At 70.9% G+C, this 26507-nt stretch carries 25 protein-coding genes; 14 read left to right on the top strand and 11 right to left on the bottom strand.

Annotated features, from left to right (window positions below; genetic code table 11):
• Positions 1–52: 52 nt before the first annotated feature.
• Entirely contained in the window at positions 53–847 is a 795-nt protein-coding gene (locus KME78_RS28155) for a maleylpyruvate isomerase N-terminal domain-containing protein (RefSeq protein WP_219532384.1), read from the top strand.
• Positions 848–939: 92 nt separating this feature from the next.
• Here KME78_RS28155 and KME78_RS28150 read toward each other — a convergent pair whose 3' ends face one another.
• Complete coding sequence (locus tag KME78_RS28150; RefSeq protein ID WP_219532383.1) at positions 940–1833, bottom strand: sugar phosphate isomerase/epimerase family protein; 894 nt, start codon at positions 1831–1833, stop codon at positions 940–942.
• Positions 1834–1842: 9 nt separating this feature from the next.
• Complete coding sequence (locus KME78_RS28145) at positions 1843–3948, bottom strand: PQQ-dependent sugar dehydrogenase (protein WP_219532382.1); 2106 nt, start codon at positions 3946–3948, stop codon at positions 1843–1845.
• Positions 3949–4175: 227 nt separating this feature from the next.
• Here KME78_RS28145 and KME78_RS28140 point away from each other — a divergent pair, with 227 nt between their 5' ends.
• The 4 genes from KME78_RS28140 to KME78_RS28125 all read left to right on the top strand — a co-directional run bounded on the left by KME78_RS28140 (position 4176) and on the right by KME78_RS28125 (position 7237).
• Entirely contained in the window at positions 4176–4526 is a 351-nt protein-coding gene (locus KME78_RS28140; protein ID WP_219532381.1) for a hypothetical protein, read from the top strand.
• Complete coding sequence (locus tag KME78_RS28135) at positions 4523–4987, top strand: hypothetical protein (protein ID WP_219532380.1); 465 nt, start codon at positions 4523–4525, stop codon at positions 4985–4987. Before KME78_RS28140 ends, KME78_RS28135 begins: the two co-directional genes overlap by 4 nt.
• 62 nt (positions 4988–5049) lie before the next feature.
• Positions 5050–6561 (top strand): RICIN domain-containing protein, encoded by a 1512-nt coding sequence (locus KME78_RS28130; protein ID WP_219532379.1) that lies wholly within the window; start codon positions 5050–5052, stop codon positions 6559–6561.
• A 55-nt stretch (positions 6562–6616) separates the two neighbouring features.
• Positions 6617–7237 carry a YoaK family protein gene (locus KME78_RS28125; protein ID WP_219532378.1) on the top strand — a complete coding sequence of 207 codons (621 nt, stop codon included), beginning with the start codon at positions 6617–6619 and terminating at the stop codon, positions 7235–7237.
• 3 nt (positions 7238–7240) lie between these two features.
• Here the strand turns inward: KME78_RS28125 and KME78_RS28120 are convergent, their stop codons facing one another.
• Positions 7241–8050 carry an alpha/beta fold hydrolase gene (locus tag KME78_RS28120; protein WP_219532377.1) on the bottom strand — a complete coding sequence of 270 codons (810 nt, stop codon included), beginning with the start codon at positions 8048–8050 and terminating at the stop codon, positions 7241–7243.
• A gap of 66 nt (positions 8051–8116) precedes the next feature.
• Between KME78_RS28120 and KME78_RS28115 the strand changes: the two genes are divergently transcribed.
• Positions 8117–9145, top strand: coding sequence for a sigma-70 family RNA polymerase sigma factor (locus KME78_RS28115; RefSeq protein ID WP_219532376.1), 1029 nt, complete (start codon positions 8117–8119; stop codon positions 9143–9145).
• A 69-nt stretch (positions 9146–9214) separates the two neighbouring features.
• Entirely contained in the window at positions 9215–11152 is a 1938-nt protein-coding gene (locus KME78_RS28110) for an ArnT family glycosyltransferase (protein WP_246651999.1), read from the top strand.
• Between the two features lie 51 nt (positions 11153–11203).
• Here KME78_RS28110 and KME78_RS28105 read toward each other — a convergent pair whose 3' ends face one another.
• Complete coding sequence (locus KME78_RS28105) at positions 11204–11410, bottom strand: hypothetical protein (RefSeq protein ID WP_219532375.1); 207 nt, start codon at positions 11408–11410, stop codon at positions 11204–11206.
• A gap of 155 nt (positions 11411–11565) precedes the next feature.
• Between KME78_RS28105 and KME78_RS28100 the strand changes: the two genes are divergently transcribed.
• Both KME78_RS28100 and KME78_RS28095 read left to right on the top strand, forming a co-directional pair.
• Positions 11566–12843: a sensor histidine kinase gene (locus KME78_RS28100; protein ID WP_219532374.1), complete on the top strand. Its 1278-nt coding sequence runs from the start codon at positions 11566–11568 to the stop codon at positions 12841–12843.
• The gene (locus KME78_RS28095) at positions 12831–13490 is read left to right on the top strand and encodes a response regulator (protein ID WP_219532373.1); all 660 of its coding nucleotides are present in this window, start codon (positions 12831–12833) and stop codon (positions 13488–13490) included. Before KME78_RS28100 ends, KME78_RS28095 begins: the two co-directional genes overlap by 13 nt.
• 4 nt (positions 13491–13494) lie before the next feature.
• Here the strand turns inward: KME78_RS28095 and KME78_RS28090 are convergent, their stop codons facing one another.
• The 3 genes from KME78_RS28090 to KME78_RS28080 all read right to left on the bottom strand — a co-directional run bounded on the left by KME78_RS28090 (position 13495) and on the right by KME78_RS28080 (position 14998).
• Positions 13495–13779: a LysR family transcriptional regulator gene (locus tag KME78_RS28090; RefSeq protein ID WP_219532372.1), complete on the bottom strand. Its 285-nt coding sequence runs from the start codon at positions 13777–13779 to the stop codon at positions 13495–13497.
• Positions 13780–13864: 85 nt separating this feature from the next.
• On the bottom strand, positions 13865–14062 hold the full coding sequence (locus tag KME78_RS28085; protein WP_219532371.1) for a hypothetical protein: 198 nt from the start codon (positions 14060–14062) through the stop codon (positions 13865–13867).
• 69 nt (positions 14063–14131) lie between these two features.
• Positions 14132–14998: a YihY/virulence factor BrkB family protein gene (locus KME78_RS28080; protein WP_219532370.1), complete on the bottom strand. Its 867-nt coding sequence runs from the start codon at positions 14996–14998 to the stop codon at positions 14132–14134.
• A 168-nt stretch (positions 14999–15166) separates the two neighbouring features.
• On the opposite strand from KME78_RS28080, the gene KME78_RS28075 reads away from it, so the two are divergent.
• Entirely contained in the window at positions 15167–16351 is a 1185-nt protein-coding gene (locus tag KME78_RS28075) for an AI-2E family transporter (RefSeq protein WP_219532369.1), read from the top strand.
• Here the strand turns inward: KME78_RS28075 and KME78_RS28070 are convergent.
• The 4 genes from KME78_RS28070 to KME78_RS28055 all read right to left on the bottom strand — a co-directional run bounded on the left by KME78_RS28070 (position 16348) and on the right by KME78_RS28055 (position 22898).
• A complete protein-coding gene (locus KME78_RS28070) occupies positions 16348–17016 on the bottom strand; it encodes an alpha/beta fold hydrolase (RefSeq protein ID WP_219532368.1) in 669 nt (222 codons plus the stop codon). The two genes, KME78_RS28075 and KME78_RS28070, sit on opposite strands and share 4 nt — an antisense overlap.
• A 130-nt stretch (positions 17017–17146) precedes the next feature.
• Complete coding sequence (locus KME78_RS28065; protein WP_219532367.1) at positions 17147–17812, bottom strand: M15 family metallopeptidase; 666 nt, start codon at positions 17810–17812, stop codon at positions 17147–17149.
• Positions 17813–17888: 76 nt separating this feature from the next.
• Positions 17889–20906: an AfsR/SARP family transcriptional regulator gene (locus KME78_RS28060; RefSeq protein ID WP_219532365.1), complete on the bottom strand. Its 3018-nt coding sequence runs from the start codon at positions 20904–20906 to the stop codon at positions 17889–17891.
• A 69-nt stretch (positions 20907–20975) separates the two neighbouring features.
• Positions 20976–22898, bottom strand: a complete 1923-nt coding sequence (locus KME78_RS28055; protein ID WP_219532364.1) for a beta-galactosidase — start codon at positions 22896–22898, stop codon at positions 20976–20978.
• Positions 22899–22965: 67 nt separating this feature from the next.
• On the opposite strand from KME78_RS28055, the gene KME78_RS28050 reads away from it, so the two are divergent.
• Genes KME78_RS28050 through KME78_RS28035 form a run of 4 tightly spaced genes read left to right on the top strand, consistent with a single transcriptional unit; the run spans position 22966 to position 26449 of the window.
• Positions 22966–23355: a YbaB/EbfC family nucleoid-associated protein gene (locus KME78_RS28050; protein ID WP_219532363.1), complete on the top strand. Its 390-nt coding sequence runs from the start codon at positions 22966–22968 to the stop codon at positions 23353–23355.
• On the top strand, positions 23352–23654 hold the full coding sequence (locus KME78_RS28045; protein WP_219532362.1) for a hypothetical protein: 303 nt from the start codon (positions 23352–23354) through the stop codon (positions 23652–23654). Before KME78_RS28050 ends, KME78_RS28045 begins: the two co-directional genes overlap by 4 nt.
• A 3-nt stretch (positions 23655–23657) precedes the next feature.
• Complete coding sequence (locus KME78_RS28040; RefSeq protein WP_219532361.1) at positions 23658–26066, top strand: WXG100-like domain-containing protein; 2409 nt, start codon at positions 23658–23660, stop codon at positions 26064–26066.
• Positions 26063–26449 carry a hypothetical protein gene (locus tag KME78_RS28035; RefSeq protein WP_219532360.1) on the top strand — a complete coding sequence of 129 codons (387 nt, stop codon included), beginning with the start codon at positions 26063–26065 and terminating at the stop codon, positions 26447–26449. Before KME78_RS28040 ends, KME78_RS28035 begins: the two co-directional genes overlap by 4 nt.
• Positions 26450–26507: the final 58 nt, after the last annotated feature.

Genomic DNA, 26507 nt, shown 5'->3' with positions numbered 1-26507 from the left:
TGAGCTTGTCGACATCTCCGGCACCACTCACATCCTCCCTTTGGAGCCGAACATGACCGATCGCGCCGACCAGACCATCGACGCTCTGCGCAGCGGACACGATCACCTGGCCGCTCTCGTACGTGGCCTCGCCCCCGAGGACCTCACCCGGCCGTCCGGAGCGGCGGAATGGGACGTGTCGCAGGTGCTCAGCCACCTGGGCAGCGGCTCGGAGATCAACCTGGCCAACCTGGAGGCCTCGCTGAACGGCACCGCCGCCCCGGACGGGGACTTCAACAAGGCGGTCTGGGCCCGCTGGGACGCGATGTCCCCGGCCGAGCGGGCCGAGGGGTTTCTGACCGCCAGCGAGGCGCTGGTCAGCCGCTACGAGAGCCTCGACGCGCAGACGAGACAGGACCTGCGCGTCAAGCTCGGCTTCCTGCCCGTCCCCGTGGACGTCGCGACCGCGGCGGGTCTGCGGCTCAGCGAGTTCGCCCACCACTCCTGGGACGTCGAGGTCGCCTTCGACCCGGCGGCGGCCCTGGCCCCGGCCGCGACCGACCTGCTCCTCGACCAGGTGGGCCTGCTCATCCACTTCATCGGCAAGGCCGACGCTCTTGGCGGCCGCCGGGGCAGCCTGACCATCCGGACCACCTCTCCCGAGCGCTCCTTCGGGCTCGACCTGGGGGAGAAGGTCGCCCTCGTCGACGAGCCCGCCCAGCCCGACGCCGTCCTCAGCGCGCCGGCCGAGTGGTGGCTGCGGCTCACCACCGGCCGCCACGCTCCCGAACACACGCCGGACGGCGTGACCCTCACGAGCCAGACCCTCACCCTGGACGACCTGCGCCGGGTCTTCCCCGGCTTCTGACCCCGGGACACCGAGCCCGGCCCGGGTCCCGGGCCGCGCTCGAACCGGGGACCGGGACCCGACGACCGGACCGGGGACCGGGGACGTGGTCCCTAGAAGCACACCTTCCGCAGGTAGCGGTAGCCGACCTCCGCGGTGCGCCGGGGAGTCACGTCCGGGGTGTCGTTCTCCACGATGTACTCCTTCACCCGGTGCGCGTCGAAGATCCGCCGGAAGTCGATGGTCCCGGTGCCGAGGTCGGCCATGTCACCGTTGAGGTCCCGGTCCTTGACGTGGAACTGCAGCACCCGCTGCGGCGCCCTGCGGATGACGTCGAGCGTGAATCGCACCGGGTCGGCGACGCCGCGCCCGATGCCGCCGGTGACCGCCCAGTAGAGGTCGATCTCCAGATGGACCAGGCGCGGATCGAGCTCCGAGGTGAGTACGTCCCACGGCGTCCGCCCGCCGCCGAGGTCGGTGGTGAACTCGTGGGCGTGGTTGTGGTAGCCGTACCGCAGCCCGGCCGAGCGGGCGGCCGCGGCCTCGACGTTCATGCGTTCGGCCCACGCCTTCCACTCGTCCTGGCTGGTGGAGTTCAGGTAGGGCACGATCATGAAGGACTGGCCGAGGGTCAGCGCGTTGTTGATCTTCGTGTCCAGCCCGGCGGCGTCGGTGGTGAGGCCGTCGTGGCTGGAGCTGGCCCGGATGCCGATCCCGTCGAGGAACTGACGGAGCTGCTGGGCCGTACGACCGAAGTAGCCGAGCGCGAGCTCGACCTTCGGGTAGCCGATCTCGGCCAGGTAGGTAAGGGTGGTGTCGTAGTTCTGGGACATGTCATCGCGTACCGTCCAGAGCTGGATGCTGATCTGGTCGGGAGGGACGCGGTGACCGCCGCCCTGCGGGGTCGCCGCGGCGGCGGGCGTGGCGGCGGCGGCCAGGGCGCCCGCCCCCAGTCCGAGGCCCGCGGCGAGCAGGGAACGCCTGCTGGGGCCGTACCCGTAACACATGGGGATCTCCTAACGTGTGGGCTGGAGTACGACCTGGTCGCTGCCGGTCAGCGGGGGCAGGTCGGCACCGCCGGGGTCGGTGTAGCCGGCGACGAAGACGCCGGTGAGGTGGTCGGTCTCGGGGTCGTGCCCGCTCGGCTCGGTGGTCTGGATGGAGCCCGTGCAGCCGCGGGCCGTGGTCTGCGGATGACCGTGGTCGTCGTGGCCGAGGATGTAGTCCACGGTCACGTTGGCGCAGTCCACCGGCTGGTCGTCGGTGATCCGCACCTCGAACTCGACGACGTCGCCGAAGTGGAACGCCTGCCCCTCGGCGGGCCGGACCAGCTCCACGACCGGCGCGGCGTTGCCGACCACGATCCGCACCGACGTCGCCGCGGACATGCCGGCGGTGTCGGTGACCTTGAGCGTGGCGTTGTAGAGGCCGTTCGTCCGGAACGTGTACGACGCCTCGGGGCTGCGGGAGTCGACCGTGCCGTCGGCGTTGAAGTCCCAGGCGTAGCGGAGCCTGTCACCGTCGGGGTCGGTCGTGCCGGCGCTGGTGAAGCGGACGGTGAGCGGCGCGTGGCCGCTGGTCACCGACGCCGCGGCGGCCGGGATGGGAGTGTGGTTGCCGGTGTAGCCGATGTAGTCGTAGCGGGCGAGCTGGGCGTCCGGGTTCTCCTGGAAGTAGCCGTCGCCGTACTCCAGCACATAGAGCGCGCCGTCCGGGCCGAACTCCATGTCCATCGGGTTGTCGAAGACGAACGACGGCAGCACGTCCTCGATCCGCCCGTCACGGTGGAACGCCTTGACGTAGTCACGGGTCCACTCGTAGAAGAGCGGAACGCCGTCGAAGTACTTCGGCCACGCCACCGGAGCGCGCCCGCGCGTGGTGCGCGGGTCGAAGTGGTACGCCGGGCCGGCCATCGGGCCGATGCCGCCGGTGCCCAGCGCCGGGAACTCCGCAGAAGGCCCGTAGGAGTACCACACGTCCGGCTGCGCCACCGGCGGCAGCTTGCGCAGGCCGGTGTTGTGCGGCGACTCGTTGACGGGCGCGGCGCAATCGAACTTCGCGCCTGACGCTCCGGTCGCGAAGTCGTAGTCCACGTACGGGAGCCGCGCCGTCGCGCAGTAGGGCCAGCCGTAGTTGCCGGCCTTGCGGATCAACGCCCATTTGCCGGTTCCCGCCGGGCCGCGCAGGGGATCGGCCGCTCGCGCGTCGGGCGAGTAGTCGCCGACGTAGAGATCGCCGGTGGACCGGTTGAGCTCGATGCGGAAGGGATTGCGCAGGCCCATCGCGTAGATCTCCGGCCGGGTGCCCGCGGTGCCGGACGGGAAGAGGTTGCCGCGGGGGATCATGTAGGAGCCGTCCGCGCGCACCTTGATGCGAAGGACCTTGCCGCGCAGGTCGTTGGTGTTGCCGGCGCTGCGCTGGGCGTCGAAGGCGGGGTTCTGGCCGGGGCGCTCGTCGATCGGGGCGTAGCCGCCGGAGGAGAACGGGTTCGTGTCGTCGCCGGTCGACAGGTAGAGGTTGCCGCCGGCGTCGAAGACGATGTCCCCGCCGACGTGGCAGCAGATGCCGCGATCCACCGGCACGTCGAGAACGCGCTGCTCGGTGCGGAGATCGATGGTGGCGCCGGTGAAGCGGAAGCGGGACAGCCGGATCAGCCCCTTGAAGGGCGCGAAGTCCGCCGGCGTGCCGGTGGTCGGGGCGTCGCCCTCGTTGACGTCCGGCGTCGCCGGGTCGTCGATGGGGGTGTTGAGCGGCGGGGAGTAGTAGAGGTAGACCCAGTCGTCCGCCTTGGAGCCCTTGCCGAAGCCGGGGCTGAGGGCGATGCTCTGCAGCCCCTCCTCGTCGTGCCGGTAGACGTCGAGCCGGGCGGCCTGCGTGTTGAGGCCGGTCTTCGGATCATGTAACCAGACGACACCGGTCCGGGTGGTGTGCAGGACCCTCGAATCCGGTAACACCGCCAAGTCCATCGGCTCGCCCGGATTGTCGTTCAGTGTCACCTTCTGGAACTGGTCGTCGGGCGGCGGAGCCACAGCGGCGCTCCCACTCCCGGTGGCATTCGCGACGGCGGCCGGCATGAGGATCGCCGCAGCGGTCAGGGCGGCGATTGCGGTTCTCGTTCTCATGCCTCTCCCTTCGGTCGACTCGGGGGGACAAGAGAGGGCAAAGTAACGTGAATGTAACCCGACTTACGCCGATTGAGGAGGACCTAATTACGCAGGAACACTCATCTTTCGCCTTTTTTCGGACTAAGCATCGTTTCTCACCTGATCTTCATGATTCATCGAGATCCATCTGAGACGGCTCGGACAGCGTTGAGGCCACTGAGAACCCCTCGTACCGGATGGCTCGCATGACACCAAGCAAGATCAGAATCGCCCTGGCGGTGATCGCCACGGCGGTCTCCCTCACCGCCTGCACCTCGACGACGGCCCAGACCACCTCCGCCGGCGTGAGCACGTCCAGCGCGAGCGCGTCCGCCCAGGCGGGGAAGGTTTCGGCGAACACCGCCGACGAGGCCCAGATCACCGCCGCACTCCAGGTCGCCGGAGTGACCAACCCCGACCGGTGGGCCAGAGAGGTCATGGAGTACCGGCCCTACGCCGCCGACGACACCGACCTCACGTCGCTGCGCCAGAACCTGGCCAAGTACAACCCCGGCCAGGACACGGTTGACAAGATCGTCTCGGCGCTGACGCCATGATCATACGCAGAGGGCTCCTGGCCCTGGTTCTCATCAGCATCATGGGCGCCGCCTTGGAGCTCGCCGCCGAACGCCACTGGCAGACCCTGCAGCAGTTACTCCCCTGGGGAGCACTGGCCGTGCTCACGCTCGCGCTGGCGCTGCTCGCCGTCGGCCGGCCTCAGGGAGCGGTGACCACGGTGCGGGTGCTCGCGCTGGCCGTGCTGCTGGTGGCGGCGTTCGGCGTGTACGCCCACGTGTCCGCCAACTACGACGCGGGCCTGCTCGACCAGCGCTACGCCGACACCTGGGACGCCCTGTCCCCGCTGACCCGCTGGTGGTACGCCGTCAGCAAGTCGGTCGGCGCCGCGCCACCCCTGGCACCCGGCATGCTCGCCCAGAGCGCACTGCTCCTCCTGCTGGCCACCCTGACCCGCACCCGCACGAACGCCGATACGCCGACCCCGGTGCCGAGCCGGTAGCCAGGACAAGACGCGCGCACGCTCCGTTAACATGATCTGACACACAGTGCCGGATGGAGCGTATGCGCAACCCCCCACGCGAGCTCGCCCTGGTGATCGGCGCGGTGGCCGTGCTCAGCGCGGTCTTCACCGTGCTGGCCGGGATCTACGTCAACTTCGCCACCGACGGTCAACCCGAGCTCAACCCGGCGCACATCGTGCCCGCGATCCTGTTCGCCTGCCTGGCCGCCGGGCTCACGCCGCTGGGCGGCTTCCTGCAGTCACGCTGGGCCAACCGTACGGCGACCGCGACCAATCCGTTCACCGCGCACGACCTGCCCACGTTCAAGCGGCTGCTCAAGGACCTGCGCGAGGAGGCGCGCACGCCCAAGTTCGCCGAGCTCCAGGCCCGCGCCGCCCGGCGCGGGCTCGCCTTCGACCGGGCCGACCTGGAGAAGGTCACCAGGCAGGGCGCCGGCTGGCTGACCGACGCCGAGCGCGCCGAGCCGGTCATCCGCGCCTTCCTCCTGGTGCACGACGTGCCGGACGCCGCGGCGGACAAGTGGCTCCAGTCCTACCGCAGGCTGGTCGATCCCCAGCCCGCCCGGCCCACCCGCCGCACCAGGCTGATCATCGGCATCGTGCTGTCGGTCGCGTTCGCGACCGCGGCCTTCCTGGCCTACGTGGTGTACGTCGACACCCACGTCCCCGACTCGCTCAAGCGCCCGAACGTGACGATCCTCTCCCTGTACGCGCCCGGCAAGCCCCTGGTCGTCAACACCTCCACCACCGCGCCCCCGCACGCCAGGCTGGGCGGCTCGGCCATCAACACGGTCTTTGACGAAGCCCAGCGGTGGGACCTCCAACCGGAAAAGCACGATGGCGCCTTCCGCTACCGGATCCGCAACCGCCTGAGCGAGCGCTGCCTGGCCCCGGAGGCCCGGCGCATCATCGAGGGGATCTACCTCACCGAGGCGGCCTGCGACGACTCCGACGACCAGCTCTGGCGGCTCACCGGCGACCACGCGATCGCCATCGCCTCCCCTCAGGGAGACCTGTGCGCCGAGCCCAACCAGAGCTCCGCCGAGCCGGGCACCCCGCTGATCCTGCTGCCCTGCGCCGCCGACCGGCCCGGCCAGCGCTGGCTGATCACCGACCGCCTGCCGGACCTCGGCAGCTCACTGGCCAGCGCGGAGAACGGCCGTTGCCTGGACGCCATGGGCGCCGCGGACCTGATCATCTGGGGCTGCCACGGCGGCGTCAACCAGGCGTTCGGCTACCGACGGAACGCCCAGGGCGAATACACGATCACCAGCATGGGCGGCTGCCTGGCCGCCGCCGGCCCACCGGATCAGCGCCGCCCGGCCCGCGAGCCCTGCTCCGGCTCCGCCGGCCAGCTCTGGCGCTTCAATTACCGCTCGGCGTACAACCGGTGGCACTACTGGGAGGTCCAGCACGTCGCCAGCGGCCTGTGCCTGCAGTTGGACCCGGCCAGGCAGGAGGTGTCACTGCGCCCGTGCACGCGGGCGAACGTCCAGCAGTGGCGCACCCCCGACTGGCTGAAGCCCCCGAACACGCCCGCCCATCCTGCGTAACGCCAGGTCAGCGCGCCTCCCCCAGCAGACCGCGGGTGCGGCCGACCATGGGAGGATGCCGGCCAGCAACCGCCTGCCCGTCCTGAGCCTGGCGCTGGCCTCGGGGGCCATGGACGCCTTCACCTTTCTCGCCCTGGGCCGGGTCTTCACCTCGAACATGACCGGCAACCTGGTCCTGCTCGGCGTGTCAGCCGGTCATGGCCGCTTCTCCGAGGCCCTGGGCTCGCTGGTGGCACTGACCGCGTTCGTCTGCGGCCTGGTCGCCACTTTCCGGTTCACCGTCTCGACCACCGGCTGGACCGCCCGTACCCGGCTGGCCCTGGGCGCCGAGCTGGGTCTGCTGATCGCGCTGGCCCTCGCCTGGGCCCTGTCCGGCCCGCGCCTGCCGATGATCGCGACCGCCGCGCTCGCGATGGGCATCCAGAGCGCGATCACCCACCGCCTGCACACCTTCATCGGCTCGACGACGTTCATCACCGGCGCGCTGACCAGCTCGATCTCCCGGCACCTCACTCCCGGCACCGGGCCGCCGCACCTTCCCGAGCTGGTGGCCGTACTCCTCGCCCTGACGCTCGGCGCGGCCGCCGCCACGGTGACCCTGCACCTGCTCCCCGCGGCGGCTCCCGTGATCGCGCTGCTGGGCGCGGCGCTCGCCCTGATCTCCAGTACGCGCTGACGCTCAGTTCCCGTGCAGCACCGCGCGCAGCCGCGGAACGAACCGGTCGGGGTCGTCGGCGAAGCCGATGTGGCCGCCGGGGAACATCGTCGGCTCGATGCCGAGTGCCGCAGCGAGCGCGGTCGACGTACGGTCGCAGATCTGGCCGGTCGAGTCCTCGCCGATGCCGACCACGACGCGGGCGCGCACCGAACGCAGGGCGGCGAGGTCGGGCTGCCAGCTGACGGTGCCACGCAGCTCGTGGGAGAACCAGCGCTGCTCGTCCGCGACCTGCTGCGGATCGCGTTCGCCACCGAACATCATCTCGATCGCCCCTTCCGGCATGGCGATGTTCGCCTGGGCCATGAACTTCGTCCAGGCCCCTATGACGTCGCCGCCGAGGTAGGTGGCGATCTGGTCGTCGGTCCCGGCGCGGAGCTGCTCGCGGTCCTCCAGCAGTTCGACCAGCGGCGGCTCATGGGCGATGACGGTGTGGACCTGCTCGGACCGAGCGACGGCCAGGGCGGTGACGGCGCCCCCGCTGGAGCCGAAGACCGCAGCCGGGCCGGCGTCCAGGTGGGTGATGAGCCGGGACAGGTCGTCGGCGCGTAGCTCCGGGGTCGAGTCCTGGCCGGGGTCGTGGAGGGGGCTGCGGTTGATGCCGCGCGGGTCCGTGGTGAGCACGGTGTGGTCGGCGGCCAGGAGGTCGGCCGCCGCGGCGAAGGACCGGGCGTCCATCGGGGCGCCGACGAGCACCAGCAGGGGGCCCTCGCCACGTACTTCGTAGTGCAGGCGCGCGTCGGCGATCTCAAGGGTGCTGACGGTGTGGTTCATGGGTTTTCTCCTCGTCGTCGGTCGGTCGAAAGAGGTGACTCCGGCGATGGGGCAGAATCGTCGCTTGTGAGCGAAGTCTTTTCCGCCGCGTCGGCGGACCCGGCAACGGAGGGCGCCGAGGACCTGGTCCGGGCACGCGCCGGGGACGACGCCGCGTTCAACCGGCTCGTCCGGCCGTTGCGCCGGGAGCTGCACGCCCACTGCTACCGCATGCTCGGCTCCACCCATGACGCCGACGACGCCCTCCAGGACGCGCTGTTGCGGGCGTGGCGAGGGCTCGCGCGTTTCGAGGGCCGCAGTTCGCTGCGCTCGTGGCTGTACACCGTGGCCACCCGCACCTGTCTGGACACCATCGAGTCCCGAGGCAGGCGGGCCCTGCCGATGGACCTCGGCCCGGCCAGCGACCGCGCCGTGCTCGACGACGCCCCGCTGACCGACGTCGCCTGGCTGGGCCCCTATCCCGGCACCGGCCCGGGCGAGCGCTACGAGCAGCGCGAGGCCGTCGAGCTGGCCTTCGTCGCCGCCCTGCAGCACCTGCCGGGCAACCAGCGCGCGGCGCTGCTGCTCTTCGAGGTCCTCGGGTTCTCCGCCGCCGAGATCGCCACCACCATGAACACCTCGACCACGTCGGTGAACTCCGCCCTGGCACGCGCCCGCAAGCTCGTCGCGGAGAAGGTGCCCTCCGCAAGCCAGCAGCGGACGCTGCGCCAGATCGGCGACGCCCGGGTGCGGGAGATCGTCGCCGGTTACTCGACCGCGCTGGAACGCGGCGACGCCGACGCCCTGGTCGCGCTCCTCACCGAGGACGTCACCTGGTCGATGCCGCCGCTGCCGCACTGGTACCACGGCCTCGACGCCGTCACCGACTTCGCCGTGCGGGTCCCGCTGACCTCATGCGGAAGCTGGCGGCACCGGCCGGCCACCGCGAACGGCCAGCCGGCCGTGGCCTGCTACCTCCGGAACGACGACGCCGGCGCGCACGTCGCCTGGTCGATCAACGTACTGACCCTGAGTGGCGAGCGCATCGCCGAGATCACCTCGTTCGTCGGCCCCGAGCACTTCACGCCCTTCGGGCTGCCGAGCTCGTTGCCCTGACGTTTCTTCTCACTGAGGCTTAATGGTCGCCTCACCGCGGTTCAAGGGCCGCCGTCGAAGGTAAGCGTCATGAGCACGATGACCGCACAGTTGCTGGAGCGCCCGACCAGTGGTCGTCGCGCCCCGGCCGACCACCGGGGCGACCCGCGGTGGGCACGCCCCGCGATGTGGGGCGTGCTCGCCCTGGCCGCCGTCCTCTACACCTGGGCGCTCGGCCAGAACGGCTACGCCAACGACTACTACTCCGCCGCGATCTACTCCGGCACCCAGAGCTGGAAGGCCTTCTTCTTCGGAGCCCTCGACGCCGGTTCGTACATCACCGTCGACAAACCGCCACTCGCACTCTGGGTGATGGGTCTGTCGGCCCGCCTCTTCGGGTTCGGGACGTGGAGCATGCTGCTCCCCCAGGCCGTCGCGGGCGTCGCCGCCGTGGGCCTGGTCCATTCGGCGGTGCGGCGTACGCTCACCGCCAGGCCGATCGGGGACGGGACGGGGCACCTGGCCCACGTCGCGGCGCTGATCGCGGCCCTGGTGATGACGCTCACGCCGATCACGGTGGCCATCAACCGGGACAACAACCCCGACACCATTCTGGTTCTGCTGCTGGTCGCGGCGGCCTGGTTCTGCCTGGAGGCGATCCGGACCGGCCGGACGCGTACGCTGCTGGTCACCGCGCTGCTGGTCGGCCTGGCGTTCAACACCAAGATGCTCCAGGCGTACCTGGTGCTGCCCGCCTTCGCGGCCGTCTACCTGATGGCCGCGCCGGGCCGGCCGCTGCGGCGGATCGGGCGGTTGCTCGCGGCCGGCGCGGTTCTCGTCGTCTCCAGTGGCTGGTGGATGGCGATCGTCGATCTGTGGCCGTCGGGCAGCCGGCCGTACATCGGCGGCAGCTCGGACAACACCGTCTGGGACCTGGTCGTCGGCTACAACGGACTCGGCCGGATCTTCGGCGCGAGCGCCGGTAGCAGCGGCGGCGGCGCCAACTTCGGCGGCGAGGCCGGGGCCACCCGGCTGTTCAACGACACGATGGCCGGACAGATCTCCTGGCTGATCCCGTTCGCGGCCCTCGCCCTGGCCGTGGGGGTCGCCCTGATCGGCCGTCGGCCGCGGACCGATCCGGGCCAGGCCGCCCTGCTGCTGTGGGGTGGCTGGCTGGCGATCCACTTCGTGGTGTTCAGCTTCTCGGAAGGCGGCTTCCACCCCTACTACGCCACCGCGATGGCGCCCGCGATCGCCGCTCTCACCGGGATGGGCGCGGTGCTGATGTGGCACGCCTACCGGCGGTCCGCCGCCTGGAGGTGGGCGCTGCCGCTCGGCATCGCCGTCACCGGTGGCTGGTCCTTCGTGGTGCTCCGCCGGACCACCGACTTCGTGTCGTGGCTGCCCTGGGTGGTCGCCGGCGCGACGGCGGTGGCGGTGCTCGGGCTCCTGGCGGTCGCGTTCGGCGCCAAGCGGCTGGCCGCCGTGGCGCTGGTGGCGGGGCTGTTCGGTGGTCTGGCCGGACCGGCGGCGTACGCGGTGACCCCGCTGACCTCGGCCGTCCAGGGCACCAACCCGACCGCGGGCCCGGCCGGCAGCGGCGGGATGGGGAAAATGGGCGGAATGGGCGGCGGACCCGGTGGCACCCAGCAACCTACGGCCGGCCAACGTACGGGCCGGCCCGGCGGCGGTGGGCAGGTGAGCACTCAGCTGATCGCGTACCTGAAGGCCAACCAGGGCGACGCCACCTGGCTGGTGGCCGTCGACAGCGCGCAGAGCGCGTCCTCGATCATCCTGTCCACCGGCAAGGCCGTCATCGCCATGGGCGGCTTCACCGGCAGCGACCCGGCCATGACCGTCGCCAAGCTCAAGGGGTACGTCGCCGCCGGCACGCTCAAGTACATCCTGATCACCGACGGCAGAAGCTCTTCGGTGACCGAGTGGGTCAAGGCCAACGGCACCCTGGTGGACGCCTCCGCCTACGGCGGCACCGACAGCAGCGGCCAGGCTCTCTACGAACTCGGCTGACGACCGGACAGCGGCCCGGGCGACGGTGATCGCCCGGGCCGTTCGGCACGTTCATGGGCGCCGGTGCCGGTAGTGGTCGACGACCAGAGCGGCGGCGCACGCCATAGTGGCCAGGCCGAATCCGATGCCGACGAAGATGTTGATGCCGATGTTCGAGGTCACGATGTTGAGCACCGCGCTGATCAAGAGCAGGACCCACAGCACGGGACGGAACATCCCGCGCTGGGCGGTCTGGGCCGAAGGGGATGACTCGGTCATGGTGTGCTCCTCACTCGACGGGCTGTCACGCATCGAAGCTACGAGCGATCACCGCCGACGACGATCCCACCAGCGAGACGGGCGTGGTACAGCAGGCTGTACTCCTTGGCCGATGATCTGTCGACCGCCCGGGTGATGCCATATTGTCCTGGGCTATGCCGACCCACGACCCCACAGCCGACCGGCGGTCGGCCCGTGGATGGGACGCGTTCGCGTTCGCCCGCGCCCGAGCCGTCCTGGACGCGCTCGAACACATCGTCGGCGGGCTCGGCACCGCGGTCCTGGCGTTCGTCGCACTCGTGTTGGTGATCGCCACCGCACTGACCTGCCTCATCGGTGTGGGCCTGCTGCTGGCGCCCGTGACGCTGCGTGTGGTGCGGGTCGTCGCCGACCGGGAACGCGGGCGGCTGTCCCGCTGGGGTCCGGAGGTCGTCGGCCCGGCGCCGATGCCGCACGGGCTGCGCCCCGCCCTCGCCGACTCGGCCGTACGCCGGGAACTGGGCTGGGTGGCCGCCTATCCCCTTTTCGGACTGTTGCTCGGTGGGCTGGGTCTCTCGCTGCCCATCTACGTGGTGGAGTACACCCTTTTCCCGTTGTACTGGCAGCTGTTGCCACTGGAAGAGCAGTCCACGTTGACCTACGGGCTCTGGACCGTGCAGGACTGGCCCAGCGCCCTCGCTCTCTCCCTGGTGGGCCTGGGCTGGATCGTCGTCACCGGGACGGTCGCCCCGGGCATGGCTCGGCTGCAGGCCTGGTTCGGCCGGCGGCTCCTGGCGCCGGTCTCCGGCACCGACCTCGCGCTGCGGGTCGTACAGCTCACCGCGACCCGAGCCGCCGCGCTCGACGCGCACTCCGCCGAGCTGCGGCGCATCGAACGGTCGCTGCACGACGGGACGCAGAACCGGATCGTCGCCGTCAACGTCCTGCTCGGCGCGGCGCGCCGGGCGCTGACCCGCGATCCGGCCAGCGCCGAGGCCATTCTCGAACGCGCGCAGGACGCCGCCGAGCAGGCGCTCGCCGAGCTCCGCGGGGTCGTCCGCAGCATCCTGCCGCCGGTGCTGACCGACCGCAGCCTCGCCGACGCACTCACCGGCCTGGCCACGGCCTGCCCGGTGCCCTGCCGGATCGACGCCGACCTCCCTGTCCGGTGCGCCTCCTCCGTCGAGGCCACGGCCTACTTCGTGGTGGCCGAGACGCTCACGAACATCGCCAAGCACAGCCGGGCCCGGCACGCCACCGTCACGGCTCGCCTCCATGACGACCGGCTCGACCTGCGGATCACCGACGACGGCCAGGGCGGGGCGGACGAACGCAACGGATCCGGGTTCGTCGGCATCCGCCGCCGTACCGAAGCGCACGATGGGACATTCATGCTGAACAGCCCTTCTGGGGGACCCACCACCGTGACCGTGAGCCTGCCATGCGGATCGTGATCGCGGAGGACGACGCGCTCCTGCGCGAAGGGCTCGCGCTGCTGCTGCGCGCGGAGTCGCTCGACGTCGTGGCCACCGCCGGCGACCCCGCCGGCTTCCTGGAGGCCATCGGCGTCCACCAACCGGATGTCGCGATCGTCGACGTACGGATGCCGCCGACCCACACCGACGAGGGGATCGTCGCCGCCGTCGAGGCCAGGCGACGCCAGCCGGACCTGGCCGTGCTCGTGCTGTCCGCCTACGTCGAGCAGGCGTTCGCCACCGAACTGCTCTCCCACGGCAGCTCCCGCCTCGGGTACCTGCTGAAGGAGCGGGTCGGGCGGGTCGACGAGTTCCTGAGCGCGCTGCACCGGGTGGCGGACGGAGGTACGGCCATCGATCCGGATGTCGTGGCGCAGCTGCTCGTACGCACCCGGCCGGACACCCGGCTGGAGCGCCTGAGCCCTCGGGAGCGTGACGTGCTGGCCCTGATGGCCGAAGGCCTGGGCAACACGGCCATCGCCGAACGGCTCTTCGTCACCGACGGCGCCGTGCACAAGCACATCCGCAGCATCTTCGCCAAGCTCGACCTGGCGCCCACCGACCGGGCGGACCGGCGCGTCACCGCCGTCCTGCACTTCCTCGAGGACGCCAACCGCCGAGTCTGACCGATCAGTTCGGAGGCATCGGCGACGGCGCGACGGCGTCGCGGGCGACCTGCTTGGCCCTGCTCACGTGGTCGAGGATCTCGCGCGCCTCGACGAGGAACGCGGTGCCCGCGAGAGTCAGGGCGACGTGATGGGTGCTGCGGTCAAGCAGCCGCACTCCCAACTCGCGCTCCAGCCGCCGCACCTGCTGGCTCAGCGCTGACTGCACGATGTGCTCCCGGGCCGCCGCCCGGCCGAAATGCAGCTCCTCGGCAAGCGTCACGAAATAGCGCAGTTGGCGCAGCTCCATCGCCGCCACCCTTCCCAAGCCGGGCGGCGCCGATACCGACCAGCGTCCTATCACTGTAGAACGACTTGGGAAGCGTCAGCAGGCGTCACTTGCTGGGCTGAGGGGTCTGACAAGCGATCTTCGGGTTCATGCCGAGATAGTTGAGGGGACCCGCCAGGATCGTCACGGCGATCGTGGCCACCTGGTTGCAGTCATCGATCGGTTTTGTGTAGTAGTTGCGCTGGTGCGCCGCGAAGGCGCCGACGACCAGCCAAAGGATCACCACGATGGATCCTAAGCGCATGGGTTCTCCTTCCCTCTTCCTGAACCGTGGCCTCCCCTCTCCCCTCAAAAAGGGCAAGGAAACGGAACCCTAAGCAGCCAGGTCCTTGACCCGTCCTGTGGTGCTGGTGGCCGCCAGAGCGACGGCGAACAGGATGAGCTGATTGAGGATCTTGAGAAACACCAGCATCCCCACAGCGCCGGCGACGACCTGGTAGGCGGGGTTGGCCGCCGTCAGGTTGAGATAGACCTGCCCGAGGGTCTTGAGCACCTCCAGGCCGATCACGATGACGAGCGCGGGGCCGATCACCCTGCGCAGCGGCAGATGCAGCCGTGGCGGCGCGGTCAGCAACGCCATCGCCAGCAGGGTGTTGACCGCGAGGCCGATGACGAACGCGGCCGCGGATAGCCCCCACTGGGCCGAGATGGCGTCCGTGCCCACGGTGTGCACGGCCAGCCAGCTCAGCAGCCACTCGGCGGCGAAGGCGACGCCGACCGACAGCAGGAGCAGCAGCCCGAGCCCGGCCACCACGCCCAGGTCGATGAGCTGACGCACGAGGAAGTGCCCCGGATACTGCTCCAGCCGCCAGATCGCCCTGCTGGCCGAGCGCAAGGTGTCCATCCAGAACAAGCCCGTCAGCGGCAGCGCGACGAACGCCACCGCCCCGGCCGTCCCACGCGCGTCGATCAACGCCTGGACGTCCAGCCGCGGGAGGTTCTCGCGCAGGTAGTGCTCCACCGCGAACAGCACCGGCGGATAGTCCAGAAACCGGCCGAGAATCGCGAACCCCAGCAGCGCCAGCGCGAAGGTGGCGAAGAAGGAGTAGTAGGTGAGCGCGGCCGACAACCGGCCGGCGTCCGTCTCGTCATAGCGGACCACGGCCCGGACGAGGTGATCCAGCCAGCCATGGCGGCTTCTCGCCCGCGCCCAAGCCGCCGCCAGCCGCTGTCGTGTCACTTGAGGTCGTTCACCGTACCGTTTCGTGCTGATCGCGGGCGGAACCGCCGGAAAGCTTCACTCTGCCCCCGCGAACGCGAGGTCAACGCGCGTCTCATTGTCTCGGCCGCACCCTACTGGGCGGCGGTGAGCCGTGCCTATCAGGGCCGGAGATGAGAGTCTGAAGGTGTGAAGCCAGATCAAGAACCCCTCTGGGGGCTGGTGCCGCCCACGCTGGCCAAGATGGCCGCGTGGAGCGCCTGCTTGATCTTCATCGGGGTCGTGGCCAACTACGTGTTCGGCATCGTGGCGACGATGCGCATCGTCGCCCTGCCGGTCGCGGTCGCGCTGCTGCTGACCGCGCTGCTGTACCCCCTCACCAGGCGGCTGCGCGCGACGGGGCTGCGGGCGATCTACGCCACGTGGGTCACCATGCTCGTCGCGTTCGCCGTACTCGGTGGGACCGGCTGGATCATCGGGGTACGCGCCAACGAGGAGTTCCCCGGCCTGGTGATGCAGGTGCAGCAGACCGCCAAGACGGTGGAGGGCTGGCTCTACACCGGCCCGCTGCATCTGCAGCCGTACCAGCTCAGCAAATGGGTCGATGACATCGCCGTCCTGGTCACCGCGCAGCAGCGGCAGATCACCACGACGGTGCTCGCGGGCACCGTCGTGCTGCTCGAAGTGCTGGCCTCGATCGTCCTGCTGCTCTTCGTGACGTTCTTCCTACTCAAGGATGGCGAAGGGATCTGGGCCTGGTTCCTCAAGGCGTTCGGCACGGTCGCGCCACGCGTCGATCGAGCCGGGCGGACCGCCTGGGTCACGCTCTCGCACTACGTCCAGGGCACCGTGGCCGTGGCGGCGGTGCACGGCGTGCTCATGGGCATCGTGCTGGCGGTCATGGGCGTCCCGCTCTGGGCGGCGCTCGCCGTGCTGATCTTCCTGGCCAGTTTCATCCCGATCGTCGGCATCTTCTTCGCCGGAGCCGTCGCGACACTGGTGACGCTCGGCGCGAAGGGCCCGATCTACGCGCTGATCTTCCTCGGCATCCTGGTCGTCGAGCAGCAGTTGGAGAACCACGTGCTCCAGCCGCTGATCGTCGGCCGGGCGCTGCACTTCCACCCGCTGGCGATCATCATCGTGCTCGCCGTCGGCGGCATCCTGGCCGGGATCGCGGGCGCGGTCGTGGCCGTGCCGATCGCCGCGATCCTTTATCGGGCGGTGCCCGAGCTCTTCCGGGATGCTCCGCCTCAGCTCCCCCGTGGGCCGGACGCGGCACCACCGGCACCACCGACGCCCCCGGACAAACCCGCGCAGGCGGCCGGGCCCTTGGCTCCCACCAGCGGGAAGCCCGTCCGTCCCGGGCCGGCTTAGTTCGCGGCAAGGAGGATCTTCAGCAGTTCGTCGGGGGCGTCCCGCATCACGTTGTGCTTGGACGCGAGAGCGTGCACCCGCCACGAGGGATCGTCGAGCACCTGCTCATAGGTGGCTTCGAACGGCGATTCCCCTTCCGACAGGGTCGCGTACACATACTCCTTGCGCCGGAACCGGTCGAGGTCGCCGCGCAGGCGGATCGACTGGAGCAGGGACGCCAGCGGGTGCGGCGTGGCTCGCGGATCGAAGAACGGCAGCGTCGGCGTCGTGTAGCCGTTCGGGCCGAGGTCGCTGAGATACCAGTCGCGCGTGCCACCCGGGGCCAGGGTCCAGCAGGAGTCCCCGTCCCGGGGTACGAAGGCGTCGACGTAGACCAGTCCCTCGACGCGTTCGGGGACGCGGTCGGCCGCCCCGGTGATCACCATTCCGGCGTAGCTGTGGCCGACCAGCACGGCGTCGGTGATCTGCTCGTCCTCCAGGAGATTCACCACGTCATCGACATGTGTGTCGAGGTTGACCGAGGCGTTGAGCAGGTGCTTCCTGGCCCCCACGCCGGTCAGCGTGATCGGGTAGGCCTCGTGGCCGTGCTGCCGGAGCCGGCGCGCCAGCGGTTCGAAGCACCACGCGCCGTGGCAGGCGCCGGGAACAAGGACAAAAGTCGTCATGCCCTCACCCTGCGGCAGAACAGGCCAGAAGTCCAAGAGATGATATTTCTGCTTACCAGCACGATCAGTTATAGAGGCCGAGGCCGCCGTCGCCCCGCAGCGAACGACGGCGGCCTCGGCCTGCCCCCGGTCAAGATCGAATAAGCGGCCAGGTGAGCTGGCCGTGCAAGGCTGCCGGGGCACCGGTGGCCAGGGCCCAGTAGCGGTCGCCGTACGACCAGTGCCACCATTCCGTTGGATAGTTCACGAAACCGGCCTCGGACATGGCGTCACCGAGGATGTCCCGGTTGGTGGTGGCCTGGTGGGAGATGTTGGTGGCCGCCGTGTAGCAGGCGTCGTCGCTCTCCTCCGGGCCTGCGTTCACCTCCGTACCCATGTCCAGTTCGATGCCGTCCTGGGTGCACAGGGTGAGGTCCACCGCCGCACCGCAGACGTGCGGGCCTATGTGCGGCGGGGCCAGGGAGCGGCTGGCCTGCACGTAGACGTGCTCCGGCGGCCAGTCCGGGTTGGCCTCGCTCAGCGTGGCCGCGTACCGCAGGAAGTACCGCTCCTGCAGCTCGGGCGGCCGGTACGCCTCCACGACGAGCAGGCGCAGCCCCGCGGGGAGCCGACTCTGGGCGTGCAGGAGGCGTTCGACGTGGCCCTGGCGGATGTGCGCGTAGGCGCCGTCCGCATCGGCCATGCGCCCGTCCAGCCGCAGCTCGGGTACGGTGCGGAGATCCACCAGCGGCTCCCCTCGATCCTCGACGGGCATCTCGCTGACCCGCGGGTCGGACATGAGGACGATGTCCAACACGGCGTTCCCCTTGCGTCGGTCGGGCAGGCAAGGAAAACGATCGTCGAGCGCTCTACAAATCCACTCCAAGAACGCACTAAACCCGGGAACGTCCCAGCTCGCCGTGCTCGCGGGTGCCGAACTTGGCGAAGACGGCGACGGCCTCGGCCCGCAGGGACTCCGCGGACGGCCCGTTCCCGGTCGCCTCGCGCACGGCGGCCAGGTCGCGCAGGGTGCGCGCGCGGAACAGCGGCAGGTCGAGCCGCTCCCACGCCTCGACCGCCCGGCGGAGATGCTCCTCGGCCAGGGCGTACCGGCCACGGGCCAGGTGCGACTCGCCGATGGTCCGCTCGACGAGCGCCATGCCGAACCGGTCACCGTGCCGCTCGCACACCCGCAGCGCGTCGCGGAGCTCGGGCAGGACTCCGGCATCGCCGCCGAGCCGGATCCTGGTCTTGGCCAGGGCCTGCACGGCGTACGCGGTCATGAGCGGGTCGCCGGCCTCGCGCAGCAGGACGACGGCCCGCGCGCACAACGCCCGCGCCCGGTCGAGCTCGCCGACGGCCCGATGGACCAGCCCGATGCTCCGCAGCGTGAGGCCCTCGCCGCGCCCGCTGCCCAGCCGGCGGAAGGCGGCCAGCGCGTCGTCGAGCAGCGCGTGCGCGCCGGCGAACTCGCCCTGTTCGAGCAGCACCGATCCGGCCAGCCGGTTGACGTGCGCGATCCCGGCGTCGTCGCCGAGCGCGCGGAAGGTGTCGCCCGCCTGGCGCAGGTGTACCAAGGACTCGGCCAGGTCGCCCTGCTCGCGGCAGGTGGTGCCGATGCCGGTGATGGCCACCGCCTGCCCGTGCGCGTCGCCGCCCGCCCGCAGCAGCGGCAGCGCCTGCCGGAAGAACCTCTGCGCCTCCGGGTAGCGGTCCTGCCGGTAGCGGAGTTGGCCGAGCCCCACCAGCAGGATGGCCTCCGCCAGCGGGTCGCCGGCGCGCCGGGCCGCCTCCAGCGCCGACTCGTGCGTACGCCGCCACTCCTCGAAGCGGGCGTCCAGCCAGAACGAGGAGGAACACAGGGCGGCGGCCACCTCGCAGGCCACCTCGTGCAGGTTCATGGCGGCGGCCCGTTCGACGGCGACGACGAGGGCGGGGCTCTCCGCGTTGAACCAGGTCAGCAGGTCACCGGCCACCCCGTCGGGGACGTCCGCGCCGACGGGCCTGGCCGTGGTGTACTCGCGCCGCAGAGCCAGCGCGCCCGAGGGCCAGGCGGCGGCGGCCCGCGTGATCAGCCACAGCCATCCGCCCAGGACCCGGGTCACCGCCGCCGCGCGCTCCTCGGGCGGCTCCTCCGCCTCGGCCCGCTCGGCCGCGTACACGCGGAGGAGGTCGTGTAATCGGTAGCGGGTCTGGCCCACCGCGTCCACCGCGACGTGGTCGAGGAGCTGGGCGTCCAGCAGGCGGTCGACGACCCCCTCGGCCACCGCCTCGGGCACGTCCAGCAGGGCCGCCATCACCCAGGACGCGAAGTCGGGCACGCCCAACAGCCCGAGCAGGCGGAACGCCCGCTTCGCCGGGTCGTCGAGCCCCCGGTAGCTCAGCCCGACGCTGGCCCGCACCTCCAGATCGCCGGCGGTGAGCTCGTCCAGGCGGCGGCGCTCGTCGGCCAGGCGCAGGGCGAGCGTCGCGAGCGGCCAGTGCGGGCGGGCGGCCAGCCGCGCACCCGCCGTGCGCAGCGCTAGCGGCAGGTGACCGCAGAGCCGGACGATGCGCTCGGCCGCCTCGTGCTCGGCGTGGACGCGCGCGGGACCGGCGATGCGGGCCAGCAGGTCCACGCCCGCCTCTGTGTCGAAGACGTCAAGGTCGTTCACCCGCACCCCGTCCAGGCCCGCGAGCCGGCGCCTGGCGGTGATCAGTACGGCGCAGGTGGGGCTGCCCGGCAGCAGGGGGCGTACCTGCTGCTCGGTGCCGGCGTCGTCGAGCACCACGAGCAGTCGCTTGCCGGACACGGCGCTGCGGTAGGCGTCGACGCACTCGGGCACGGTCTCCGGGATGGCGGCGGGCGGCAGGCCGAGCGCCCGCAGGAAACGGCCGAGCACCTCCAGGGCGGGCGCGGGCGAGCCGGTGACGCCGCGCAGGTCGGCGTACAGCTGGCCGTCGGGGTAGGCCGGGGTCACCTGGTGGGCGACCTTCACCGCGAGCGTCGACTTGCCCACCCCGCCCTTGCCGGAGATGACGCACACCGTCAGCGTGTCGCTGGCGGCGCCGAGCAGGGCGGCCAGCTCGGCGAGCGGCTTCTCCCTGCCGGTGAAGTCGGCGACGCCGCGCGGCAGATGCGCGGGGACCGCCCCGGGGCCGGGCTGCGTCGGCGGCGGAGCGGAGGTCAGGGCAGGGTCCGCGCGCAGGACGGCATCGTACAGTTCCTGGAGCTCCGTGCCGGGGTCCACGCCCTGTTCGTCGGCGAGCGCCTGCCGCCCCTGGTGGTAGACGGTCAAGGCGTCGGCCTGGCGACCCAGCCGGTACAGGGCCTTCATGAGCTGGGCGCGCGGGCGTTCGCGGGCGGGATGGGCCCGGACCAGCTCGGTGAGCTCGCCGACCGCCTCCGCCTGCCTGCCCAGCGCCAGCTCGGCGTCGAGGCGCTCCTCCAGGACGAGCAACCGCGTCTCGTCCAGCCGCGCGGCCTCGCCACGCAGCACGTGCCCGATCCCGTCGAGCGCCGATCCCCGCCACATCGACAGCGCCGCGCGCAGGCTCTCCGCCGCGCACTCGTGGTCGCCGTCCACCGCCTGCCGGCGGCCGTCGGCGACCAGTTGCTCGAACGACTCCACGTCGAGCTGCCCCGGCTGGAACAGCGCCGCGTAGCCGGACAGCCGGGTCTCGATCACCTCAGAACCATCGCCGCCTTCGGCGAGCGTCCTGCGCAGGCTGTAGACGTACGTCTGGACGAGCGCGTGGGCGCTCTTCGGCGGTTCGTCGCCCCACAGCACGTCGACCAGGCGTTCGCTGGAGAGCACCTTCCCGGCGGCCAGCAGCAGGGCGGCCAGGAGGGCGCGGGGTTTCGGACCGCCCAGTGGCAGGCAGCGTCCACCGTCCCAGGCTTCGACGGGACCGAGCAGTCGAAACTCCACTGATCCCCCTCGGGGAACGTGACCTTGTACCGCAGTGATAGCACCACGGCCCGGCCGGCGGAACCCGTGTCACACCCCGGTTTCGGCCACCACGACGACGTCATGAGGAGCCAGCTCCACCCCGGCGGCGCTCACGGGACGGTCACCGTGGTTGAGCAGGAACAGGTGCCGCCCGCGCCGTACGGCCTCCACCTCGTCCGGCAACCCCGGCAGAACGGGCGCGACCGCCGCCAGCCGCAGCGTGTCGCGGACGAGCTCGCGCATGGCCCGCTCGTCGGGCCGCGTGCCGAGGTAGGTGGCGGTGCCCAGTCCGAAGGCGTTCCTGGTGATCGCCGGCGACCCGGGCAGCGGCCCGTCGGCGTAGGCGGCCAGGATGTCGGCACCCTCCGGCACGACGTGGTCGGCCCACAGGTCGGCGCTCCCGCCCGAGGTCAGACCCACGCTCTCACCCTCACTGAGCGGCCAGAACTCCGCCACCCGCAGCCCGAGCAGCTCCCGGAAGGCGCCCGGGTACCCGCCCAGCCGGACGCGGTCGCACTCGTCGACGATCCCGCTGAAGAACGACATCAGCAGGTGCCCGCCGCCCTCGACGTAGCTCCGGAGGTTGGCGGCCGCCGCGTCGGTGCACAGGTAGAGGTTCGGCACGACGACCAGCTTGTACGAAGACAGGTCCGCCTCAGGGGTCACCACGTCCACCGTGACGTTCTCCCGCCAGAGCGGCGCGTAGTGGGCGCGAACCCGCTCGGGGATCTTCAGCTCACCCGGCCTGGCGTCCAGCTCCAGCGCCCACCAGTTGGCGTAGTCGTGCACGATCGCCACGTCGGCACGCACCCGTGTGCCCGCGATCCCGGACAGCTCCGCCAGCTCGGCGCCCAGCCCGGCCACCTCGCGGAAGATCCGGTTGTCCGAGCCGCCGTGCGAGACGATCGCGGAGTGGAACTTCTCCGCGCCGCCCGCCGAGGCCCGCCACTGGAAGTACATGACCGCGTCGGCGCCGCGCGCGACCGCCTGGTGGCTCCACAACCGGTTGAGCCCGTCCCGCTTCGGCCGGTTCGGCGGGCGGTAGCTGATCGCGCTGGTCGCGGTCTCCATCATCAGGTATGGCCGACCGCCGCCCAGCGAGCGCATCTGGTCGTGGAAGAAGGCCGCGTCGATGTGCGCGCCGGGGTCCTTCGGCTCGGGATAGATGTCGAGCGCCACGACGTCGAAGTCGGCCGCCCAGGAGGCGTAGTCGGCGACCGGTTCCCACATGCCCATGATGTTCGTGGTGATCGGCACGTCGGGGGTCAGCTCCCGGAGCACCTCCCGCTCGGCCCGGTAGCAGTCCAGCAGCGCGTCGGAGCTGAAGCGGCGATAGTCGAGCTCCTGCGCGGGGTTACGCAGCGTCGGGGTCGTGCGGGGCGGCAGCACGTCGGCCCAATCGGTGAACCGCTGGCTCCAGAACGTGGTGGACCAGGCGGCGTTGACCGCGTCGAGGTCGCCGTAGCGCTCGCGCAGCCAGGCCCGGAACTCCTCTGCGGAGACGTCGCAGTAGCACTCCTGGATGTGGCAGCCGTACTCGTTGCCGACGTGCCAGATGGCCAGCGCGGGATGCCGGCCGTACCTCTTGGCCATCTCTACGGCCAGGTCCGCGGCCGCCTGGCGGTAGACGGGCGAGCTGGGGCAGTAGTGCTGGCGGGAGCCGGGCGACAGGCGCACGCCGTCGCGTGAGACCGGCAGCGTCTCGGGGTGCAGGCGGGACAGCCAGGCAGGCGGTGACGCGGTGCCGGTGGCCAGGCTGACCTCGATGCCCGCGTCGCCGAGCAGGTCCATGATCTCGTCCAGCCAGGCGAAGTCGTAGACCCCCGGCTCGGGCTCGACAAGGGCCCAGGAGAAGACGCCGAGCGTGACGATGGTGACCCCCGCCTCGCGCATGAGGCGGACATCCTCGCGCCACACTTCCGGCGACCACTGCTCGGGGTTGTAGTCGGCGCCGAAATGCACTCGCTTCACGTGCAACTCCTGTTAATCATCGTGACATATGGGAACATGGTGAGTCTTGGTAGCAAAGGGGCGGTTAATGCATGATGACCTGCAGGCAGCCATCGAAGATCTGGTGGCGGAGTTCGGCAGGCAAGTCCACCAGGTCCGGGAGACACACGCCCAGCTCCGGGAAGTAACGGCCACGGTATCCGACGGCAATGTCACCGTGACGGCGGGCCCGCAGGGCAGGATCGACGAGATCACCTTTCATCCCCGCGTCTACAGCCGGCTCTCGCCGTCAGAGCTGGCCCAGGCGGTTCTCGATCAGGTCACCAAGGCCAACGCGCAGGTCGCCGAGGAGTCGCGGGGGCTCATGGCGCCGCTCGTGCCCGAGGGGATGGCGGCCGAGCAGCTGTTCGGCGGCGAGTTCGACCTCGACGGGCTGCTGCCGGAGACGCCCTTCCGGACGCCCCGGGAGGCGCGATGAACGAGTGGGCGCAGGGGTTCGACGTCGCCTGGAACCGCATGCGCCGGGCGGGGACGGGCTGGTGCGCCCCCGCCGACACCATACGTGGCGCGCACGGGCTCGTACGGTCCGTGCTCGACAGCGCCCCGTGGGGCCAGGACCAGTACGGCCGGCAGTTCGCCGCCGGCTTCGTCGGCACGCTCGAAGACCTCCTCCAGAGCTGCGGCCAGGGCGCGAAGAGCATCGACGATCTGGAGGAACAGGTCGACCTGGCCGCCCGCAACTACGAGCGGGCCAACCACCTGTACCCGCAGGTCTGAGGCGTGGACCTGCAGACCCTGCTCGGCCCCGCCTTCCCGTACGTGGAACCGGTGCTCGGCTGGGTCGTCGGCATGGACTACCCCCAGGGCGACGGCGAGCGGAGCCTGGCGGGAGCCGCCGACCTGCGTACCGCGGCCACGAGGTGCCGTACGGCGGCCGGCGAGGGCGACGAGACGCTCAGCAACGTGCTCGCCTATGCCATGGGCCCCGCGGCCTCCGCGCTGAGCGCCTACTGGGGGAAGTTCTCCACCGATGACCCCGCGTACGTGGAGGAGCTGGCCAGGTCCTGCGAGAGCGCGGCGAAACAGCTTGAGGCGTACGGACTGGACACCGACTACACGCAGAAGTACATCGCGCTCTGCCTGATCCTGCTGGCCTTCCTGCTGCTGCGGTCCTACGCGTTCGGGCCCGCCACGGGCGGCACCTCGTTCCTGTCGATCGGGCCCGCCTGCTCGATGGCCAGGCTGAACGTCAGGACGATCGCCAAGCTGCTGATGATGAGCATCGCGTTCATGGTCGGCCTGGACGGCGGCACCCAGCTCTGGCAGTTCGCCGAGGGCAAGCGGGACGAGTGGGACGGCGACAAGACGGTCGCGGCCGTGGAGGGCGGGCTGCTGACCGGGCTGGCGTTCGCCGGGCTGGGCGGGCTCATCGCCAAGCTGGGCGGTCCGCGGCTGCTGGGTGGCGTCGTGCTGAAGGAGGAGATGACGGCGCGTGAGCGGGTGGCGGCGTTCCTGACCCAGACCGTGGGCGGGGTGGCCACCCAGAGCAGCGTGGCCTCGGTGATCGGCTCGGTCCCCATGCTGGTGGAGAACGGCCAGCTCACCCCCGAGGCGCTGGGCAAGGCGGCGGTGGCGGGCTTCGTGGGCGGCATCGACGGCCGGGCGGGCTACGCGGGCCCGCGCGCCGCCGACGGCCTCCGCGTGCCGCGGCTGGGAGAGGTGCCACGGCTGGGCGGCACCCGGCTGGCGGACGCGCGGATCCCGGGAGAGACGCCGCGGCCAGCTGACCAGCGGGTGCCCGCGTACCACTTCGGCCCGGACCCGCACGACGGCGCGGGCGGACCGTCCCACGACGGCGCGGGCGGTGCGCCGCACGAGCGGACCGGAGGAGGCGCGCCCGGTGGCGGGGCGCGCGGGACCGGCGGCCGGGCCGTGCCGGAGCTCACGTCCAGGCATCGGGAGATCATCCGGCAGAGCAGGCACGAGGTGGCCTCGGGTGTCTGGTACCGGGATCCGGGCCAGGCGGTCATGCCCAGCGCGGACATGCGGCTGCTGCGGCAGACGCCGGGCGTCATCGAGGTGGGCATCAGCGCCGACCGCAACGGGTTCTACCTCGGCGACCAGCGGCTGTCGAGCCACGACGTGGGCACGATGCTCGCCTACGACCCGGTCGTGATGGCCGATCCCAGCGCCAAACTACGCATCCTGGGCTGCGATCTCTACCAGAACCCCGCCGCGGTGCGGCAGCTCGCCGACATCACCGGCCGGGAGATCATCACGGCCGACAAACTCGTCTACATCGGCGCCGACCGGCTGGCGCACACGGGGAGCATCCCCCAGTACCGCCAGGACGGCCGGCCGATCTTCCGTGACGACGGCCACTGGCACCACACCCAGGCGGAGCAGCCGCACCAGCAGCCGACCGTCCCGCTGGACGTGGCCCGGCCGAGCCACGAGCTCCCGCCGGGGCCGCTCAACGAGGAGACGCTGAAGGCGAAACTGGAGCGGGAGCAACCAAGGATCGAGGTCATCGGCGATGGCCAGCACGGGATCGTGCAGAAAGTCCGATTCCGTGACGGCACTTTCCTCATCAGGAAGGTGCATAACTTCGGGCATGTCACGGTGAAGAAGGACCTGCTCGCCTCCCTTGTCGGGCGGGCGATCGGTGCTCCCGTGCCGCACATCATCAGGGATCCGACGAACCCGGACGCCGTCTACATGCAGTTCATGGACGGCGTCGACCCGTCCCAGCTCAAGGGCAGCGTCTACCCCTTCATCTCCGGCACGTCGGGGAGGTTGCTCGGCCTGCTCGACGCGCTGGTCGCCAACACCGACCGCAGGGGCGGCAACTGGCTCGCCCACGGCAAGGACGGCGTCCACGGGATCGACCTCAGCAGATCCTTCAGCTTCGGGCTGGCGAAGGACGAGTACATGTTGAACGACTTCGCCGAGCACTACATGGACGTGGAGGGCGAGTGGATCGACAACGAGCTCACCCGTCAGGACATCGAGCTGTTCACCGAGCGGCTCGAGGCGCTGCGGCCGGAGTTCGCGAAGCTGGGCCGCGAGGCGTGGCACGACAAGATGCTCGACAACCTGTACCAGATCGGCGACCACGCGACCGGTGACGTGCCGCTGAGCCATGAGCCCGTCCACCACTTCGGCGATCAGGAAGGGGTGAGGCCGTGATCGCGGTCGCCCGAGTCTTCGACGGCGTCAGGAACGGCGTGCCGTACTTCGAGCCCGGCCATCCCCTGGTGGAGAGCCCACGAGAGCGCGAACGGCTGGCCGCCTACCTGGAGGCGGGCCTGCCGATCCTGGGCACCACCGGGCTGGACGTGGACCGGGTCGAACCGGAGCGCGGCGAGGTGGTGCCGCTGAGCTTCCGCACCGACGGGACGTACGTCTGGACGGACACGGTCACCTACTACCTGCGCGCCCACCATCTGCGGCCGGACCCGGAGCTGTGCGCGCACATCGCGGCCGGCGGGTACGTCTGCCCCGAGGTGGGCCCGGACCAGGCCGCGCGGGTGCTCCAGGAGTTCTACCGGTTCTCCGCCGAGCCCGGATGAACCCGCACGGCCGGGCGTCCGTACCTCTACGCAGGACGGAGTTCGCGACCCGAGGAGG

It is taken from the genome of Nonomuraea guangzhouensis (assembly GCF_019396345.1).
GTDB lineage: Bacteria > Actinomycetota > Actinomycetes > Streptosporangiales > Streptosporangiaceae > Nonomuraea > Nonomuraea guangzhouensis.
Note: the sequence above shows the minus strand (reverse complement) of the source record. Positions and strands in the feature narration are given on the sequence as shown.

What these genes read in the sequence shown, in the direction of transcription:
- KME78_RS28155 (WP_219532384.1), top strand. Translation starts at nt 53, where the DNA reads ATGACCGATCGCGCCGACCAGACCATCGACGCTCTGCGCAGCGGACAC.
- KME78_RS28150 (WP_219532383.1), bottom strand. Translation starts at nt 1,833, where the DNA reads ATGTGTTACGGGTACGGCCCCAGCAGGCGTTCCCTGCTCGCCGCGGGC.
- KME78_RS28145 (WP_219532382.1), bottom strand. Translation starts at nt 3,948, where the DNA reads ATGAGAACGAGAACCGCAATCGCCGCCCTGACCGCTGCGGCGATCCTC.
- KME78_RS28140 (WP_219532381.1), top strand. Translation starts at nt 4,176, where the DNA reads ATGACACCAAGCAAGATCAGAATCGCCCTGGCGGTGATCGCCACGGCG.
- KME78_RS28135 (WP_219532380.1), top strand. Translation starts at nt 4,523, where the DNA reads ATGATCATACGCAGAGGGCTCCTGGCCCTGGTTCTCATCAGCATCATG.
- KME78_RS28130 (WP_219532379.1), top strand. Translation starts at nt 5,050, where the DNA reads ATGCGCAACCCCCCACGCGAGCTCGCCCTGGTGATCGGCGCGGTGGCC.
- KME78_RS28125 (WP_219532378.1), top strand. Translation starts at nt 6,617, where the DNA reads ATGCCGGCCAGCAACCGCCTGCCCGTCCTGAGCCTGGCGCTGGCCTCG.
- KME78_RS28120 (WP_219532377.1), bottom strand. Translation starts at nt 8,050, where the DNA reads ATGAACCACACCGTCAGCACCCTTGAGATCGCCGACGCGCGCCTGCAC.
- KME78_RS28110 (WP_246651999.1), top strand. Translation starts at nt 9,215, where the DNA reads ATGAGCACGATGACCGCACAGTTGCTGGAGCGCCCGACCAGTGGTCGT.
- KME78_RS28105 (WP_219532375.1), bottom strand. Translation starts at nt 11,410, where the DNA reads ATGACCGAGTCATCCCCTTCGGCCCAGACCGCCCAGCGCGGGATGTTC.
- KME78_RS28100 (WP_219532374.1), top strand. Translation starts at nt 11,566, where the DNA reads ATGCCGACCCACGACCCCACAGCCGACCGGCGGTCGGCCCGTGGATGG.
- KME78_RS28095 (WP_219532373.1), top strand. Translation starts at nt 12,831, where the DNA reads ATGCGGATCGTGATCGCGGAGGACGACGCGCTCCTGCGCGAAGGGCTC.
- KME78_RS28090 (WP_219532372.1), bottom strand. Translation starts at nt 13,779, where the DNA reads ATGGAGCTGCGCCAACTGCGCTATTTCGTGACGCTTGCCGAGGAGCTG.
- KME78_RS28085 (WP_219532371.1), bottom strand. Translation starts at nt 14,062, where the DNA reads ATGCGCTTAGGATCCATCGTGGTGATCCTTTGGCTGGTCGTCGGCGCC.
- KME78_RS28070 (WP_219532368.1), bottom strand. Translation starts at nt 17,016, where the DNA reads ATGACGACTTTTGTCCTTGTTCCCGGCGCCTGCCACGGCGCGTGGTGC.
- KME78_RS28050 (WP_219532363.1), top strand. Translation starts at nt 22,966, where the DNA reads ATGCATGATGACCTGCAGGCAGCCATCGAAGATCTGGTGGCGGAGTTC.
- KME78_RS28045 (WP_219532362.1), top strand. Translation starts at nt 23,352, where the DNA reads ATGAACGAGTGGGCGCAGGGGTTCGACGTCGCCTGGAACCGCATGCGC.